The organism is Streptomyces sp. NPDC002580, assembly GCF_042889485.1.
Taxonomy (GTDB): domain Bacteria; phylum Actinomycetota; class Actinomycetes; order Streptomycetales; family Streptomycetaceae; genus Streptomyces.
On the sequence record NZ_JBIAQZ010000001.1, the window covers coordinates 995024 to 1008314 of the forward strand.

Consider the following 13291-nt stretch of genomic DNA (forward strand, 5'->3'; position numbering starts at 1 on the left):
ACCGGCCGGGGTGCGCGTCGAAGCCGTGCACCGAGAGCCGGGGGGCTCTCCGGAAAAACAGTCCCAGGGGGGAACCACCACATGATGCGCACCGGCCGTCATGTCACCATGCTCACCGAAGGCACCTACCCACACGTCCACGGCGGGGTCAGCACCTGGTGCGACCAACTGGTCAAGGGCATGCCGGAGGTCGACTTCCACGTCGTCTCACTCACCGGGAGCGGCCGCGAACCCGTGACCTGGGAGCTGCCGCCCAACGTCTACCGGCACACCGCCGTGCCGACCTGGGGGCCACGGCCCGGCCGCGCGCGGCCGCCGCTGGGCCGCGCCCTGCGCCGCTTCACCGAGACCTACGAGCGCTTCCTGTCCGCCTTCCTCGACCCCGACACGTCCGAGGACTTCGGTGACGCCCTGTACGAACTCGCCGGACTCGCCCGGGACGGACGCCTCTCGGCCGCCCTGCGCGGCGAGTCGGCGCTGCGCTCACTGATGTGGATCTGGACGATGCCGCATCTGCCGACGGCCGCCGCCCGGCCCACCGTGCACGACGCGCTCACGGCGACGGACCTGCTGGAGCACGCGCTGCGACCGCTCGGCGTCCGCATCCCCGAGGACTCCGTCGCCCACGCCGTCAGCAGCGGTCTCGCCACGCTGCCCGCCCTCGTCGCGCACCACCTGGACGGGGTCCCGTTCCTGCTCACCGAGCACGGCATCTATCTGCGCGAGCGCTACCTCGGGTACCGGTCGTTCCAACAGCGCTGGCCCGTCAAGGCGTTCATGCTCGGCTTCTACCGGGAACTGAACTCCCTGGGCTACCGCGCCGCCGACCTCATCACCCCCTGCAACCAGTACAACCGGCGCTGGGAGGAGCGCGGCGGCGCCGACGGCGACCGGATCCGCACGGTCTACAACGGCGTCGACCCGCACGCGTTCCCGCACGCGGGCCCCGAGCCCGCCGTGCCCACCCTCACCTGGTGCGGCCGGGTCGACCCCATCAAGGACCTGGAGACCCTGCTGCGCGCCTACGCCATGGTGCGCGCCGAACTCCCCGACACCCGGCTGCGGTTGTTCGGTCCCGTGCCGCCGGGCGGGGAGGCGTACCGGACCCGCCTGGAGAAGCTCGCCGCCGAACTGGGCGTCACCGACGGGCTGACCTTCGAGGGCCGGATCACCGAGGTGTGGCGCGCCTACGCGGCCGGCCATGTCGTCATGCTGTCCTCCATCTCCGAGGGCTTCCCGTTCTCGATCATCGAGGCGATGTCCTGCGGCCGCACGACGGTCTCCACGGACGTGGGCGGGGTCCGTGAGGCGGTCGGCGACACCGGCATCGTCGTCCCGCCGCGCGAGCCGGAGAAGATGGCGGCCGCCGCCCTGACCCTGCTGCGTGACGACGAACGGCGGCTGGACCTGGGGGAGTTGTCCCGGCAGCGGGTCATCGACCGGTTCACGCTGCGCCGTTCGGTCGACGCCTTCAGGACGGTCTACCAGGAACTGGCGGGGCGGCCCGAGGTGTACCGGCCGGCCGTGGAGACCGTCGACGACTGGACCGCCGAACTGCGCGACCCCTGGTACCAGGCCGTCGCCACGGACGGGACCGGCTGGTGAGCGGCTCCCTGCGCACGCCGTCCGGGGCGCACGAGGGCACCCGGGCCCAGGTACCGGTCCAGCGCGGCTCCACGAGCTGGGCGCGGCCCGACCCGATCGACGAACTCGCCGAGGAAATCGGGGAGTTCGTGGCCGCCGCCGTCCACCCCGACGAGGTGGCCGCGCACCTGGAGTCCGACGGCCTGTCGGACGACCAGATCCGCGAACGCTACGGAGTCAAGAACTCCTTCGCCCTCGCGGAGGAGCTGTACGGCCGGGTGGGCAGGGCCTGGCCCGAACCGGAGGGACCGGCCCACGACCCGTGGCGGATCGGTCTCCTCGGCTGCCTCCTGCGGGGCATCGTCTTCGCCCTGCCCGGCCTCGGCTACGTCCTCGCCGCACCGCTTCTCGCGGCCCCCGAGGGCGCGTTCGGGCTTCCCGCCGGCACCGTTCCGATGCTCGCCGGGGCGCTGTGCGGCTGGACCTGGAACCAGGGGCTCGCGCACCGCGCGTACACCTGGATGGGGCTCGGCGACCGCACGGCGGCGCGTCGCGCGCTGCTCGTCGGGACGCCCGTCGGGGTCCTGCTCGGCTCCCTGGTGGCCTTCGCGGCGGCCGGGTCGGCCGGCGGGGGCGCCGTAGCCTTCGCCGCCGGGCAGTCCGGCTACCTCGGCGCCGCCACCGTGCTGCTGGTGATGGGCCGGGAGCGTACGCTGCTGGCCGCGCTGACCCCGATGACGGCGGGCGCGGTCCTCACCGTGTTCCACCCGGTCCCCGACCTCGCGCGGGTCGTCCTGCTGCTGGGCTCGCTGGCGGCGGTCGCCCTGCTCGGTCTGCTCGAAGTGGCCCCCGCCGTGCGGGACCTGGGGGAGGGGAGCTGGGGCGCGGGACTGCTCGCGCTGTTCCCGTACCGGAGTTCGAAGGGTGGCGCGGAGCCGTCCGGACGGACCGGGGAACCGCGGACGGCCTCCACCGGCCGGACCCCCGCCGGGACGCCCGAGGCCGTCCCGGCCCGCCTCGCGAATGTCCTCGCGCGGTTGCGCGCCCGCCGGTCCGCCCCGCGCGGGCACGCCGGAACCCTCCCGTACGCCCTCTTCGGCCTCGGCAGCGGTGTCCTCGTGCTCTACGCGGCGCTCGGGGACGTCCTGACCGGAGCCCGCACGGCGGTCGCCGCACCCGCCGCGGTCGCGCTGACGCTCAGCATGGGTCCCGCCGAGTGGCTGCTGTTCCGGTTCCGCAGCGGCAGTCTCGCCGGGCAGCGCTCCAGCACCACGGCCAGGAGCTTCCGGCGGGCGACCGCCGGAGCGCTCGTCCGGTGCCTCACCGGCTACCTCGCCGCGCTGCTCGTGCTCGGCCTCGGCACCTCCGCGCTGTGGCCGCACGCGCCCGCTGTCGCGGACGGGGTCCGGCTCGCCGGACTGCTGCTGCTGGGCGTGGTGATGTGGACCGGGCTGCTGCTCCAGTCCTTCGGCGCCGTCACCGGCACCTCCACCGTCGTCTGCGTCGCCGCGCTCGCCCAGACCGCGGCGCTCGCGACCCGCACCGGCGACTCCCACTGGGTCGGTCTGATCGTGTACGGCACGGCGGCCGGCGCCCAGACCGCGCTCGTCCGCGTCCTGCTGGGAAAGGCGACGGCCCACCGATGACCGCTCCCGGCCCGGCGGGCACGCCGAAGAACCTGCTCGTCCCCTACTACGAACACCCCTTCGTCCGGCCGGCCGAGTGGGACGCGCTCCTCGCCGCCGCGCCCCGGCTGTACGCCGTCGTGCTGAACCCGGCCAGCGGACCCGGCGACCACCTCGACCGGGGGTTCGCCGCGATCGCCGGGCGGCTGCGCGCGGCGGGCGTCCGGGTGCTCGGGTACGCCGACACGGACTACGGACGCAGACCCGTCGCGGACGTCGTGGTCGATCTGACCCGGCATCGCGACTGGTACGGCACCGACGGCGCGTTCCTCGACCAGGCCGCCGCGGTGGAGGGCGGGCTGGGGTACTACCGGCGGCTGGCGGCGGAGGCCCGGGAGCTCGGCGGCGGTGGTCTCGTCCTCAACCACGGCACCGCTCCGCACCCCTCGTACGCCGGGATCGCCGACGTGCTCGTCACCTTCGAGGGCACCTGGACCGGCTACCGCAGGAGACCGCCGCCGCCGTGGACGGGTCCGGGGACGAACCTGTGCCACCTCGTCCACGGGGTGCCGGCCGGTGTCGACGCCGAGGCGCTGGCGCGGGAGCGGGGGGCCGCCCTGTACTGCGCGGTCCCCGGATCGGGCGATCACCCCTGGGGCACGTTGCCGCACACCGTGGAGCCCGCGCCGTGAACCGCGGGGGCCCCAGGGGCGATCGTCCCGGGGGCGGGGGCGCGACGCCGGTCAGCCCAGCGACAGAACCACGAGCGCGGTCGTCGCAGCCGTCTCCGCGAGGCCCCCGAACACATCGCCGGTGACGCCGCCGAAGCGGCGGACGCAGTGCCGCAGCAGCAGTTCGGCGGTCAGGCAGGAGGCGGCGACGGCCACCGCGGCGCGCACCAGGTCGTACGTGCCGACGAGCGCGCCGCCGCCCGCCGCGGCGCCGGCCACGGCCGCCGCCACCAGGAGGGCGCCGCGCCGGGGCACGGCGCCCGCGACCGCCGCGCCCAGACCCTCGGGGCGGGCCGCGGGCACCCCGGTGCGGGCGGCGAGGGTCAGGGCGAGGCGGGCCGCGGTCGCCGACACGACGGCGGCCAGGACGCCCCGGGCCCACGAGGAGTCGTACGCCTGGGCGAGTGCGGCCACCTGGGCGAGCAGGACGAACAGGAGGGTGATCACGCCGAACGGGCCGATGTCCGACTGCTTCATGATCTGCAGCGCGTCCTCGGCGGGCTTGCCGCTGCCCAGCCCGTCCGCCGTGTCGGCCAGGCCGTCGAGATGCAGGCCCCGGGTGAGAGCGGCCGGTACGGCGGCGGTGGCCACGGCCGCGAGCAGGGGTCCGGAGCCCATGGCCAGCAGGGTCACGCCCACCAGGGCCGCGCCCGCCCCGACCACCAGTCCGGCCAGGGGGGCGCACAGCATGCCGCCGCGCGCCGCGTCGCGGTCCCAGCGGGTCACCTCCACGGGGAGCACGGTGAGTGTGCCGAAGGCGAAGCGGAGGCTGTCGGGGAGGGAGACCCCGGAGGCGGTCTTGGGCATCGGCGCAGGCTACCCGGACGCCCGGAGGGCGGAAACAGCGGGCATGGATAAAGTTCACATATGGGTCATTGGTTGCAGCGGAACGTCGTCGAGCCCGGGAAGCTCCCGCTGTTGCTGGCGCTGGCCTCGTTCGTCGTGACCTTCGTCGTCACCCGCGTCATCGTGCGTCTCATCCGCGCAGGCAAAGGGCCCTTCGGCAACGTCAAGGCCGGTGATCTGCACATCCACCACGTGGTACCCGGTGTCGTGCTCACGGTGATCGGCGGCTTCGGCGCGGTGGCCAGCAGCCGGTGGGGGTTCTGGGCGGGTGTCAGCGCCGTGGTGTTCGGCATCGGAACGGGCCTCGTGCTCGACGAGTTCGCGCTGATCCTGCACCTCGACGACGTCTACTGGACCGAGGACGGGCGCAAGAGCGTCGAGGTCGTGGTGGTCACGGCGGCCCTCGTCGGGCTGATGCTCAGCGGCTTCTCTCCGCTCGGCGTCAACGACACCACCGACCAGGAGCTGCAGGACCGCGCCAGCGTGATCGTGACCGTCGTCCTGAACTTCACCTTCGCGCTGATCGCCCTGAGCAAGGGCAAGGCGCGCACGGCGATCTTCGGCGTGGTCATTCCCTTCGTCGCCCTGATCGGCACGATCCGGCTGGCCAAGCCCGGTTCGCCGTGGGCCAAGCGCTTCTACCGGCGCAGGCCGCGCGCCCGCGCCAAGTCCCGGCTGCGCGCCTACCGGCACGACCGCCGCTGGGCGGGCCCCAGCCGCAGGGTTCAGGAGTGGATCGGCGGCAAACCCGACCCCGAGCCCGCCCGCTCCCTGCCCGACCAGCGGTGACGCGCCGCGGAGACGCAGCACAGCACCAGCACGGCCGCGATGGCCGCCAGGTGCTCCTTGCCCGCGAGGTTGTCCTTGACGAGCACCTCGGCCACCATGGCCGCGATCACCACGCCCGCCGTCCCGTACGCCCGGTAGCGCCAGCCGAGGAACACGGCGAGGCCCACCACGGCCGCCGAGGGGCCGGTGTCGACGACCTGCGCGTCCGTCCCGGGCAGCCCCAGCGGATGGTGCGGGCCGAGCGCGATGCCGACGCGGGCGTACAACGTCCCGGCCAGCGTGGCGACGTACGCGATGACGAGCGTGCGCCACCAGCCCAGGCAGATCTCGGCGATCCCGAAGACGAGCAGGATCTGTGCGAGCGCGCCCCACACGGGCAGGTCCAGGGCCGGTACGAACAGGGACAGCGGCGTGCGCAGCAGGGCGAGCGGGAGCGGGTCCCCGGCCCGGACGGCGCCGGTGTCCTGCACCGGCCGGTAGCCCCAGGACTGGTTCTGGGCGAACTGGAGACCGGCCGTCAGGCACACCGCGCCGAGGGTCATCGGGACCGCCCGCCACCTTCTCGCCGCCAGGCCCCGGCGCACCGTGACGTACAGCGGGCCCCACTCGGCGCGGACCCGGCGGACGAGCCGGTTCATCCGGCGGGCCCCACGACTCTCCTCACGCCGTCGCCCGCGGGTCTCCCGGGCCTGGCCGGTGGTGCCGGGCCCGTCGGCTTCATCGGTGCGACTCCAGGTGCTTGCGGTGCAGCCACTTCGGCAGGCCCGGCGCCTCCAGGAACCCCTCGGCGCGCGCGGACGCGACACCGATGCGCAGCAGGTCGGCGCTCTTCTCGAAGAGCAGGAACCGCGGCTCCCAGATGGGCCGGTACTTGGCGTTGGCCCGGTACAGCGACTCGATCTGCCACCAGCGGGAGAAGAAGCTGAGCAGTGACCGCCAGAGCCGCAGCACGGGTCCCGCGCCGAGGCGCGCGCCACGTTCGAACACGGAACGGAACATGGCGAAGTTGAGCGAGACCTGGCTGATCCCGATCTCCCCGGCGCGCCGCAGGAGTTCGATGACCATGAACTCCATCAGCCCGTTCTCCGCGTCGCGGTCGCGCCGCATCAGGTCGAGGGACAGCCCCTGCGGCCCCCACGGCACGAAGGACAGCACCGCCCTCAACCCGCCCTCGGAATCCGTGCATTCGAGCATCACGCAGCGCCCGTCCCCGGGGTCGCCCAGCCGGCCGAGCGCCATGCTGAAACCGCGCTCGGTCGCGCCGTCGCGCCAGTCGTCCGCCCGCTGGAGCAGATACGCCATCTCGGCGGCCGGGATGTCCTCGTGCCGTCGGATGCGCACCCGGTACCCGGCCCGCGCGACCCGGTTGTGGGCCTGCCGGACGGTCCGCATGGCCCGTCCCTCCAGGGTGAACTCGGCGGTCTCGACGAGGGCTTCGTCGCCCAGCTCCAGGGCGTCCAGGCCGTGCCGGGAGTAGATGGTGCCCGCCTCCTCGCTCGCTCCCATCACCGCCGGGATCCAGCCGTGCCGCCGGGCCTCGGCGAGCCAGGGCTCGATGGCGCCGGGCCACGCCTCGGGGTCGCCGATGGGATCGCCGCTGGCCAGGGAGACCCCGCCCACCACGCGGTACGCCACCGCCGCCTTGCCGGTCGGCGACCAGACCACGCTCTTCTCCCGGCGCAGCGCGAAATAGCCCAGCGAGTCACGGTCGCCGTTGCGGTCGAGCAGCTCGCGCATCCGCTTCTCGTCGTCCTCGGTGAGCGGGTCGACGGCGCGCCGGGAACGGAAGGCCGCGTACAGGACGGAGAGGACCAGCACGGTGCTGAGCACGTTGACGCCCACGTCGGCCCAGTTGGGCGTCGTGATCCCGGGATAGTGGGAGTCGTCGGCGGCGACCGAGACCAGTCGCAGGGTGCCGTAGCGCCAGCGGTCCAGGAAGGTCGAACGGTGGGCGTCGTGCGCGGTGTTGGTGACCGTGACCAACAGAGCGGCGAGCAGCGAGGCGACCAGCAGCCCGCCGATCGCGACGGCCGCGGCGAGCCTCGGGTTCGACCGGTCGCCCTTGGCGTAGAACTCCCGGCGGCCGACGGCCAGCGAGCCCACGAAACCCGCGGTCAGCGCGAGCGACACCCAGTTCTGCCCGTACCGGCGGATCTCGGGGAACGCCATCGCGACGGCGAACAGCAGCAGGAACAGCCCGCCGAGCACGGAGTTGAGGATCCAGGCGGCCCGCTTGCGCCGCCGCATCGTGATGGCCAGGAACATCGTGAACACACCGGAGGCGAACCCCGCGGTCAGCAGGTACGGCGTGAAGTAGTTCTCGGTGTTGTGCCGTCGTACGTCCTGTCCGAGCGACACCCACACGGCGCTCAGGAAATTGACGAACGAGACCGCGCGCAGATACCAGACGGCGAAGGCGGCGGACCGCCGCGAGGCGGCCGTGGACCGCCGGCCCCCGTCACTCCGACGGACCGACGCCCGTCCCTGCCCGGGGACAACGGCAACGGCAGCGGCAATACGGGCATCTCCCATGAATCGGGATGATATGGCCCAAGCGGCTCACCGCGGCGAAAGCGCACCCCCCGCCGCCCGCCAGTCGGCCACGCGGCGAGGTCCATCCCTGTCCGAGCCGACAATCGAGTCGTGACGCGGGGCGGAATTCAGCCCCTCCGGCGTTTGGGGAGCGGGGTCTGGGGTGGAGCCCCAGGTGCGGTCCGCCCGACCGGGGTGGAGGTGGCGAGGGAAGGTTGTGGTGATGCCGACCGGAGCCCGATCCCGGTTCGGGCTCCGGCCGGTACCTGGACCGGGCTAGGCCTCGCCCCCGGAGGCGGACTGAGGCTGAGGCTCGGCCCCGGAGCCGGACGGGGCTCCGGAGTCGGAGTCGGAGTCGGAGTCGAGGACCGGCTCCGGGTCGGGCTCGGACTCCGGTTCCGTGTCCGCGTCCGGAGAAGGCGCCTCCGCCAGCTCCGCCGCGAGGCCGGCCGCCGCCTGGACCAGCGGCAGCGCGAGCAGCGCCCCCGCTCCCTCACCGACCGTCACCCCGTGGTCGAGCAGCGGCTCGAGAGCCATCCGGTCCAGCGCCTTGGCCTGCGCCGGTTCCCCGCTGAGCTGCCCGGCCAGCCACCAGTCCGGCGCCCGGAAGGCGACCCGCTGCCCGACGAGCGCGCACGCCGCCGACACGACCCCGTCGAGGATCACCGGCACCTTGCGCACCGCGCTCTGCAGCAGGAACCCGGTCATCGCCGCCAGGTCGGCCCCGCCCACCGTCGCGAGCAACTGCAGCTGATCCCCGAGCACGGGCCGCGCCCGCCGCAGGGAGTCGCGCACCGCGGCGCACTTGCGCATCCACGCGAGGTCGTCGATGGCCTGTCCGCCGCGCCCGGTGACGACGGACGCGTCGGTCCCGCACAGCGCCGCGATCAGTACGGCCGCCGCCGTGGTCCCGCCCACGCTGATGTCGCCGAGCACCACCAGATCCGTACCGGAGTCCGCCTCCTCGTCCGCGATGGCGACCCCGGCACGGAACGCGGCCTCCGCCTCCTCCAGGGTCATCGCGTCCTCGACGTCGATCCGGCCCGAACCGCGCCGGATCCGATGCCGTACGACCTCGTCCGGCAGCCCCTCGGGACCGGCCTCCAGCGACATGTCGATCACGCGCACCGGCACCCCGAGCCGACGGGCCAGCACCGACGCGGGGCTCGCGCCCTCCAGGACCGCCCGCACCAGGTGATGGGCGCCGCCCGCCGGGCGCGCGGACACGCCGAGCGCGGCGATCCCGTGGTCACCCGCGAACAGCACGGCACGCGGGTGCTCGATCGGCCGCACCGGCACCGCGGACTGCGCCGCGGCCAGCCACTCACCGAGGTCGTCGAGGCGGCCCAGTGCCCCGGGCGGCACGATCCGGCGCTCCCGGTACGCCTCGGCGTCACGGCGTACGCCTCCGTCGGGACGCTCGATCAGATCGGTGAAGTCGTCGAGATTAAGCGAGCTCATTCGCCGAACAGTACCGGCAGCGATCGAACACGTCCGCGCCACGTCGTTGCGCTCCGGATGGCTATCGCATACGTACGGTTTGTGTCGGATTGTCATACGGCTCGTCCCGACAGGAGCGTCCATGTCACCCACCGCGCAGCCGACCGCCGAACGCCGTGCCGCCTACGCGGCGGAACTCGCCCAGGGCACCGACCGGTTCCACGAACCGCGCCGCTCCGACTGCCCCTGGTGCGGCTCGGAGCGCCTGCGCACCCGGCTGCGGACGTCGGACCTGCGCCGGCGCCGGCCGGGGACGTTCGTCGTCGACGAGTGCGGGGACTGTGCCCACGCCTTCCAGAACCCCCGGCTCACCGCCGAGGGGCTGGCCTTCTACCACCGGGACCTGGGCGAGAACGCCCACGAGAGCCTCGCCGAACGGCTGCTCGGCGCCCGCGCCGCCACCGGGCGCCACCTCGCCGCGGCCCGCGCCATGCTGCCCTTCCCGGAGCCGGAGAGCTGGCTGGACGTCGGCACCGGACACGGCCACTTCCCGGAGGCGGCCAAGGAGGTCCACCCCTACACGTCCTTCGACGGACTCGACCCGACGCGCCGCGTCGAGCGGGCGCGGGCGGCGGGGCGGGTGGAGGAGGCACACGTGGGGCGGCTCACCGACCCGCCGGTCATCGAGCGGCTGCGCGCCCGCTACGACGTCGTGAGCATGTTCCACCATCTGGAGCACACGCCCGACCCGCGCGAGGAACTGCGCGCCGCGCTGGCGCTGTTGCGCCCCGGCGGACATCTCCTCGTCGAAGTCCCGGACCCCGACTGCGTGTTCGGGGCACTGCTCGGCAAGTGGTGGGTGGCGCACGGCCAGCCGAGCCACCTGCACCTCATGCCGCTGCCCAATCTGCTCGGCGAGCTCGAATCCCTCGGCTGCCTGATCGTCGCGACGGACCGCCGGGAACCGCACATCCCCCACGACCTCTCCGGAGCCCTCGCCCTGGCGCTCGGCCGCGCGCTCCCCGGCCTCGACGCCCCTTGGCGGCCGGCGCCCCCGACCCCCGTCCAGCGCACGGTCCGGCAGGCCCTGACCCGGGCGTCCGTCCCGCTCCTCGCCTCGACCGCGGCCCTGGACCGGCTGATGGCCCCGCTGCTCAGCCGCACCCGCTTCTCGAACGCGTACCGCGTCATCGCCCGCCGGGACGCCTGAGGGCGCTCTGAACGGGTCCGAGGGAGGCGGGAGCGAGGTCCGGCGGGGCAGGCGGAAGGCGCGCCGGGGCGAGGGGCGCGAAGGGCGGGACCGCGCCGCCCGGGGTGATCGGGGGCGGGCGGATGTCCGGCGGAGGCCCGGGAACTCGCCTCCGCCGGAACGGACTTCGGCCGCGATCAGCCCCGCAGCTTCAGCGCCTGCCCCGCCACGACCAGCAGCACGTGCTCGCACTCCCCGGCGAACCCCGCGTTCAGGCGCCCGAGTTCGTCGCGGTAGCGGCGGCCGGAGGCCGTGGCGGGGACGATGCCGGAGCCGACCTCGTTGGAGACGGCGACGATCGTGCGGCGGGTGTCGCGGACCGCGCCCACGAGCTCCTCCGCACGGGCGCGCAGGGCTCGTTCGCCGCCGCCGGACCACTCGGCGTCGTCCCAGGCGTTCACCGCGTCCATGGCGTCCGTCAGCCACAGCGAGAGGCAGTCGACGAGCAGGGGAGGGCCGTCCTCGGCGAGCAGCGGGACCAGGTCGCAGGTCTCGACCGTCCGCCAGGAGCCGGGCCGCCGCTCACGGTGGAGGCCGACCCGCGCGGCCCATTCGCGGTCGCCGTCGCGCGACCCCCCGGTGGCGACGTACAGGACGTCGGGGAACGCCTCCAGCCGGCGTTCCGCCTCCACGGACTTGCCCGAACGCGCTCCGCCGAGCACCAGCGTCCTGCGCGGCACGTCGGGCACGTCCTCGTAGACGCCCACGTCGAGCGTCGTTCCGTCGGGCACCGCCCGCGCGCCGGCCGCGGCGAGCCGCCGCCGCAGTTCGGGGCCCGGGGGGACGTCGTGGTCGAGGTGCACCGCGACCACGTCCGTCGTCGGGTCGACGGCGCCGACCGCGCGCAGCTTCGCCAGGGCGTCGGGACGGCCCACCACGTCGAGGAGCACCATGTGGTAGGCGTCGCCGTTCTGGTCCAGGCCGGCCGGCGCCGCGCCCGGCGGCAGGTACAGCAGCCGCCGTCCGTCCGGGCCGGTCACCGCGTACCCCGTGCCCGGCGCGTCCATCGGCACCGCCCGTACCCGGTGTCCCGTCAGCAGCGCCAACTCCCGTCCGTCGGGCACCCGTCCGGGCGCCGGCAGCCCGGCCGCCACCTCCACGGCGGGCCCGTCGTGCGGATGCGAGAGCAGCACCTGCCGTACGCCGCCCAGCGAGTGTCCGGAGCGGGCGGCCGCGAAGGCGGCGCCCGGGGTGAGGTCGAGGAGCAGTGTGCCGTCCACGAGCAGCGCGGTGGCGGCCCGCGCCATCTCGCCGAGCGCCGTCGCACAGGCGGCGCAGGGACAGTCGGGGCGGGGCAGGCCCGCGGGGGCACCGGTGCCGAGCAGAGTCAGTTCCACGTCGTCGATTTTTCCGTGTCCCCGTAAGTCTTGCGCGTCCGGCTAGGCTTCGGACGGGATCGGATCTTGTCCGGCTCCCGCTGTGCAGTGAGCTCACACCTTGGAGGCGTACATGGCGGCATGGACGTGGCGGTTCGAGAAGTCCGACGGGGCAGAGGTCCAACCCGCGGTGCAGCCCGAGGAGTTCACCACCCAGGGCGATGCCGAGTCCTGGATCGGCGAGGTGTGGAAGGACCTGGTGGCGGGCGGCGCCGACCAGGTGTTCCTCTTCGAGGACAGCACGCAGATCTACGGCCCGATGAGCCTGCACGCCGAGCCGGAGTAGGCCGGTCGGGGTTGCCGGGGGCGCACCCCGGCAACCCGTCCGCCGTCCTCCTCACGCGGGTCGAACCACCGCGTGAGGACACCCGGCCTCAGGACGCCGGGTACGTCGTTCTCAGCCGCGCACGCCGCACAGGTGCAGCAGCGCCGCCACCTGGCGGTACGGATCCGTACGCCCGGCCCGCTCCTCGGCGGCCAGCATCGTCTCCGCGTCCGCGGGCAGCGGCGCCCCGTCGCCGGCCGTGTCCGTGAAGACCCGCACCCCGTACCAGGCGTGCAGCGGAGCCCCGATACCGGCGAGCGCGTCGGTCAGCGTGGTGAGCCGGTCGGCGCGGACGTCGAGACCGAGCCGGTTCGTGTAGGCGGTCGTGTCGAACGAGGCCAGCGTCGTCGCCCAGTCCCCGCCGAGCCCCGGCCGCATGGCCAGCGCGTCCGCGTTGCGCACCAGCAGCGAGAGCAGCCCGCCCGGGGCCAGCATCCGCGCCAGTCCCGCCAGCAGTGCGTCCGGCTCCTCGACGTACATCAGCACGCCGTGGCACAGCACCACGTCGAAACTGCCCGGCAGGAAGTGCACGCCGGTCTCGCGCCCGTCGCCCTCGACGATGCGCACCCGGCCGCGGATGCCCTCGGGCTCGGCGGCCAGCGCCCGGCGGGCCACCGACAGCATCGTCTCGTCCTGCTCGAGCCCGGTCACCTGATGCCCGGCCCGGGCCAGCCGCAGGGCCTGCGTGCCCTGCCCCATCCCGACGTCCAGCACCCGCAGGCGCTGCCCGACCGGATACCGGCCGACTATCTGCTCGTCGAGCTGCCGGGCCACCAGTTCCTGTCGTACGACAT

At 74.2% G+C, this 13291-nt stretch carries 12 protein-coding genes; 6 read left to right on the forward strand and 6 right to left on the reverse strand.

The features are described from left to right. Positions 1 to 81 precede the first annotated feature (81 nt). From pelF to ACFYW7_RS04265, 3 genes are read left to right on the forward strand one after another with little or no spacing between them, the layout of a single operon-like run. On the forward strand, positions 82 to 1605 hold the full coding sequence (gene pelF / locus ACFYW7_RS04255) for a GT4 family glycosyltransferase PelF (RefSeq protein ID WP_389497625.1): 1524 nt from the start codon (positions 82 to 84) through the stop codon (positions 1603 to 1605). Next, positions 1602 to 3230 carry a hypothetical protein gene (locus ACFYW7_RS04260; RefSeq protein WP_389497627.1) on the forward strand — a complete coding sequence of 543 codons (1629 nt, stop codon included), beginning with the start codon at positions 1602 to 1604 and terminating at the stop codon, positions 3228 to 3230. The genes pelF and ACFYW7_RS04260 overlap by 4 nt, the downstream gene beginning before the upstream one ends. Continuing rightward, positions 3227 to 3901, forward strand: a complete 675-nt coding sequence (locus tag ACFYW7_RS04265; RefSeq protein WP_389497629.1) for a spherulation-specific family 4 protein — start codon at positions 3227 to 3229, stop codon at positions 3899 to 3901. The genes ACFYW7_RS04260 and ACFYW7_RS04265 overlap by 4 nt, the downstream gene beginning before the upstream one ends. 51 nt (positions 3902 to 3952) lie before the next feature. Here the strand turns inward: ACFYW7_RS04265 and ACFYW7_RS04270 are convergent, their stop codons facing one another. Then, the gene (locus ACFYW7_RS04270) at positions 3953 to 4747 is read right to left on the reverse strand and encodes an adenosylcobinamide-GDP ribazoletransferase (protein ID WP_389497631.1); all 795 of its coding nucleotides are present in this window, start codon (positions 4745 to 4747) and stop codon (positions 3953 to 3955) included. 60 nt (positions 4748 to 4807) lie between these two features. Here ACFYW7_RS04270 and ACFYW7_RS04275 point away from each other — a divergent pair, with 60 nt between their 5' ends. After that, the gene (locus ACFYW7_RS04275) at positions 4808 to 5575 is read left to right on the forward strand and encodes a hypothetical protein (protein WP_389497633.1); all 768 of its coding nucleotides are present in this window, start codon (positions 4808 to 4810) and stop codon (positions 5573 to 5575) included. Here ACFYW7_RS04275 and ACFYW7_RS04280 read toward each other — a convergent pair. From ACFYW7_RS04280 to cobT, 3 genes are all read right to left on the reverse strand, one after another. Beyond that, the gene (locus ACFYW7_RS04280) at positions 5512 to 6213 is read right to left on the reverse strand and encodes a hypothetical protein (RefSeq protein WP_389497635.1); all 702 of its coding nucleotides are present in this window, start codon (positions 6211 to 6213) and stop codon (positions 5512 to 5514) included. The genes ACFYW7_RS04275 and ACFYW7_RS04280 overlap by 64 nt on opposite strands. 79 nt (positions 6214 to 6292) lie before the next feature. Then, a complete protein-coding gene (locus ACFYW7_RS04285) occupies positions 6293 to 8107 on the reverse strand; it encodes a phosphatidylglycerol lysyltransferase domain-containing protein (protein WP_389497637.1) in 1815 nt (604 codons plus the stop codon). Between the two features lie 276 nt (positions 8108 to 8383). Then, complete coding sequence (cobT, locus tag ACFYW7_RS04290; protein WP_389497639.1) at positions 8384 to 9568, reverse strand: nicotinate-nucleotide--dimethylbenzimidazole phosphoribosyltransferase; 1185 nt, start codon at positions 9566 to 9568, stop codon at positions 8384 to 8386. Between the two features lie 121 nt (positions 9569 to 9689). Between cobT and ACFYW7_RS04295 the strand changes: the two genes are divergently transcribed. Then, positions 9690 to 10757: a class I SAM-dependent methyltransferase gene (locus tag ACFYW7_RS04295; RefSeq protein ID WP_389497641.1), complete on the forward strand. Its 1068-nt coding sequence runs from the start codon at positions 9690 to 9692 to the stop codon at positions 10755 to 10757. A gap of 176 nt (positions 10758 to 10933) precedes the next feature. Here the strand turns inward: ACFYW7_RS04295 and ACFYW7_RS04300 are convergent, their stop codons facing one another. Further along, positions 10934 to 12133, reverse strand: a complete 1200-nt coding sequence (locus ACFYW7_RS04300) for a bifunctional adenosylcobinamide kinase/adenosylcobinamide-phosphate guanylyltransferase (RefSeq protein WP_389497643.1) — start codon at positions 12131 to 12133, stop codon at positions 10934 to 10936. 112 nt (positions 12134 to 12245) lie between these two features. Between ACFYW7_RS04300 and ACFYW7_RS04305 the strand changes: the two genes are divergently transcribed. Continuing rightward, a complete protein-coding gene (locus ACFYW7_RS04305; protein WP_389497645.1) occupies positions 12246 to 12458 on the forward strand; it encodes a hypothetical protein in 213 nt (70 codons plus the stop codon). Between the two features lie 111 nt (positions 12459 to 12569). Here the strand turns inward: ACFYW7_RS04305 and ACFYW7_RS04310 are convergent, their stop codons facing one another. After that, positions 12570 to 13271: a class I SAM-dependent methyltransferase gene (locus ACFYW7_RS04310; protein ID WP_389497646.1), complete on the reverse strand. Its 702-nt coding sequence runs from the start codon at positions 13269 to 13271 to the stop codon at positions 12570 to 12572. Between the last annotated feature and the right edge of the window lie 20 nt (positions 13272 to 13291).

What these genes read in the sequence shown, in the direction of transcription:
- ACFYW7_RS04270 (WP_389497631.1), bottom strand. Translation starts at nt 4,747, where the DNA reads ATGCCCAAGACCGCCTCCGGGGTCTCCCTCCCCGACAGCCTCCGCTTC.
- cobT (WP_389497639.1), bottom strand. Translation starts at nt 9,568, where the DNA reads ATGAGCTCGCTTAATCTCGACGACTTCACCGATCTGATCGAGCGTCCC.
- ACFYW7_RS04275 (WP_389497633.1), top strand. Translation starts at nt 4,808, where the DNA reads ATGGGTCATTGGTTGCAGCGGAACGTCGTCGAGCCCGGGAAGCTCCCG.
- pelF (WP_389497625.1), top strand. Translation starts at nt 82, where the DNA reads ATGATGCGCACCGGCCGTCATGTCACCATGCTCACCGAAGGCACCTAC.
- ACFYW7_RS04295 (WP_389497641.1), top strand. Translation starts at nt 9,690, where the DNA reads ATGTCACCCACCGCGCAGCCGACCGCCGAACGCCGTGCCGCCTACGCG.
- ACFYW7_RS04305 (WP_389497645.1), top strand. Translation starts at nt 12,246, where the DNA reads ATGGCGGCATGGACGTGGCGGTTCGAGAAGTCCGACGGGGCAGAGGTC.
- ACFYW7_RS04285 (WP_389497637.1), bottom strand. Translation starts at nt 8,107, where the DNA reads ATGGGAGATGCCCGTATTGCCGCTGCCGTTGCCGTTGTCCCCGGGCAG.
- ACFYW7_RS04280 (WP_389497635.1), bottom strand. Translation starts at nt 6,213, where the DNA reads ATGAACCGGCTCGTCCGCCGGGTCCGCGCCGAGTGGGGCCCGCTGTAC.
- ACFYW7_RS04265 (WP_389497629.1), top strand. Translation starts at nt 3,227, where the DNA reads ATGACCGCTCCCGGCCCGGCGGGCACGCCGAAGAACCTGCTCGTCCCC.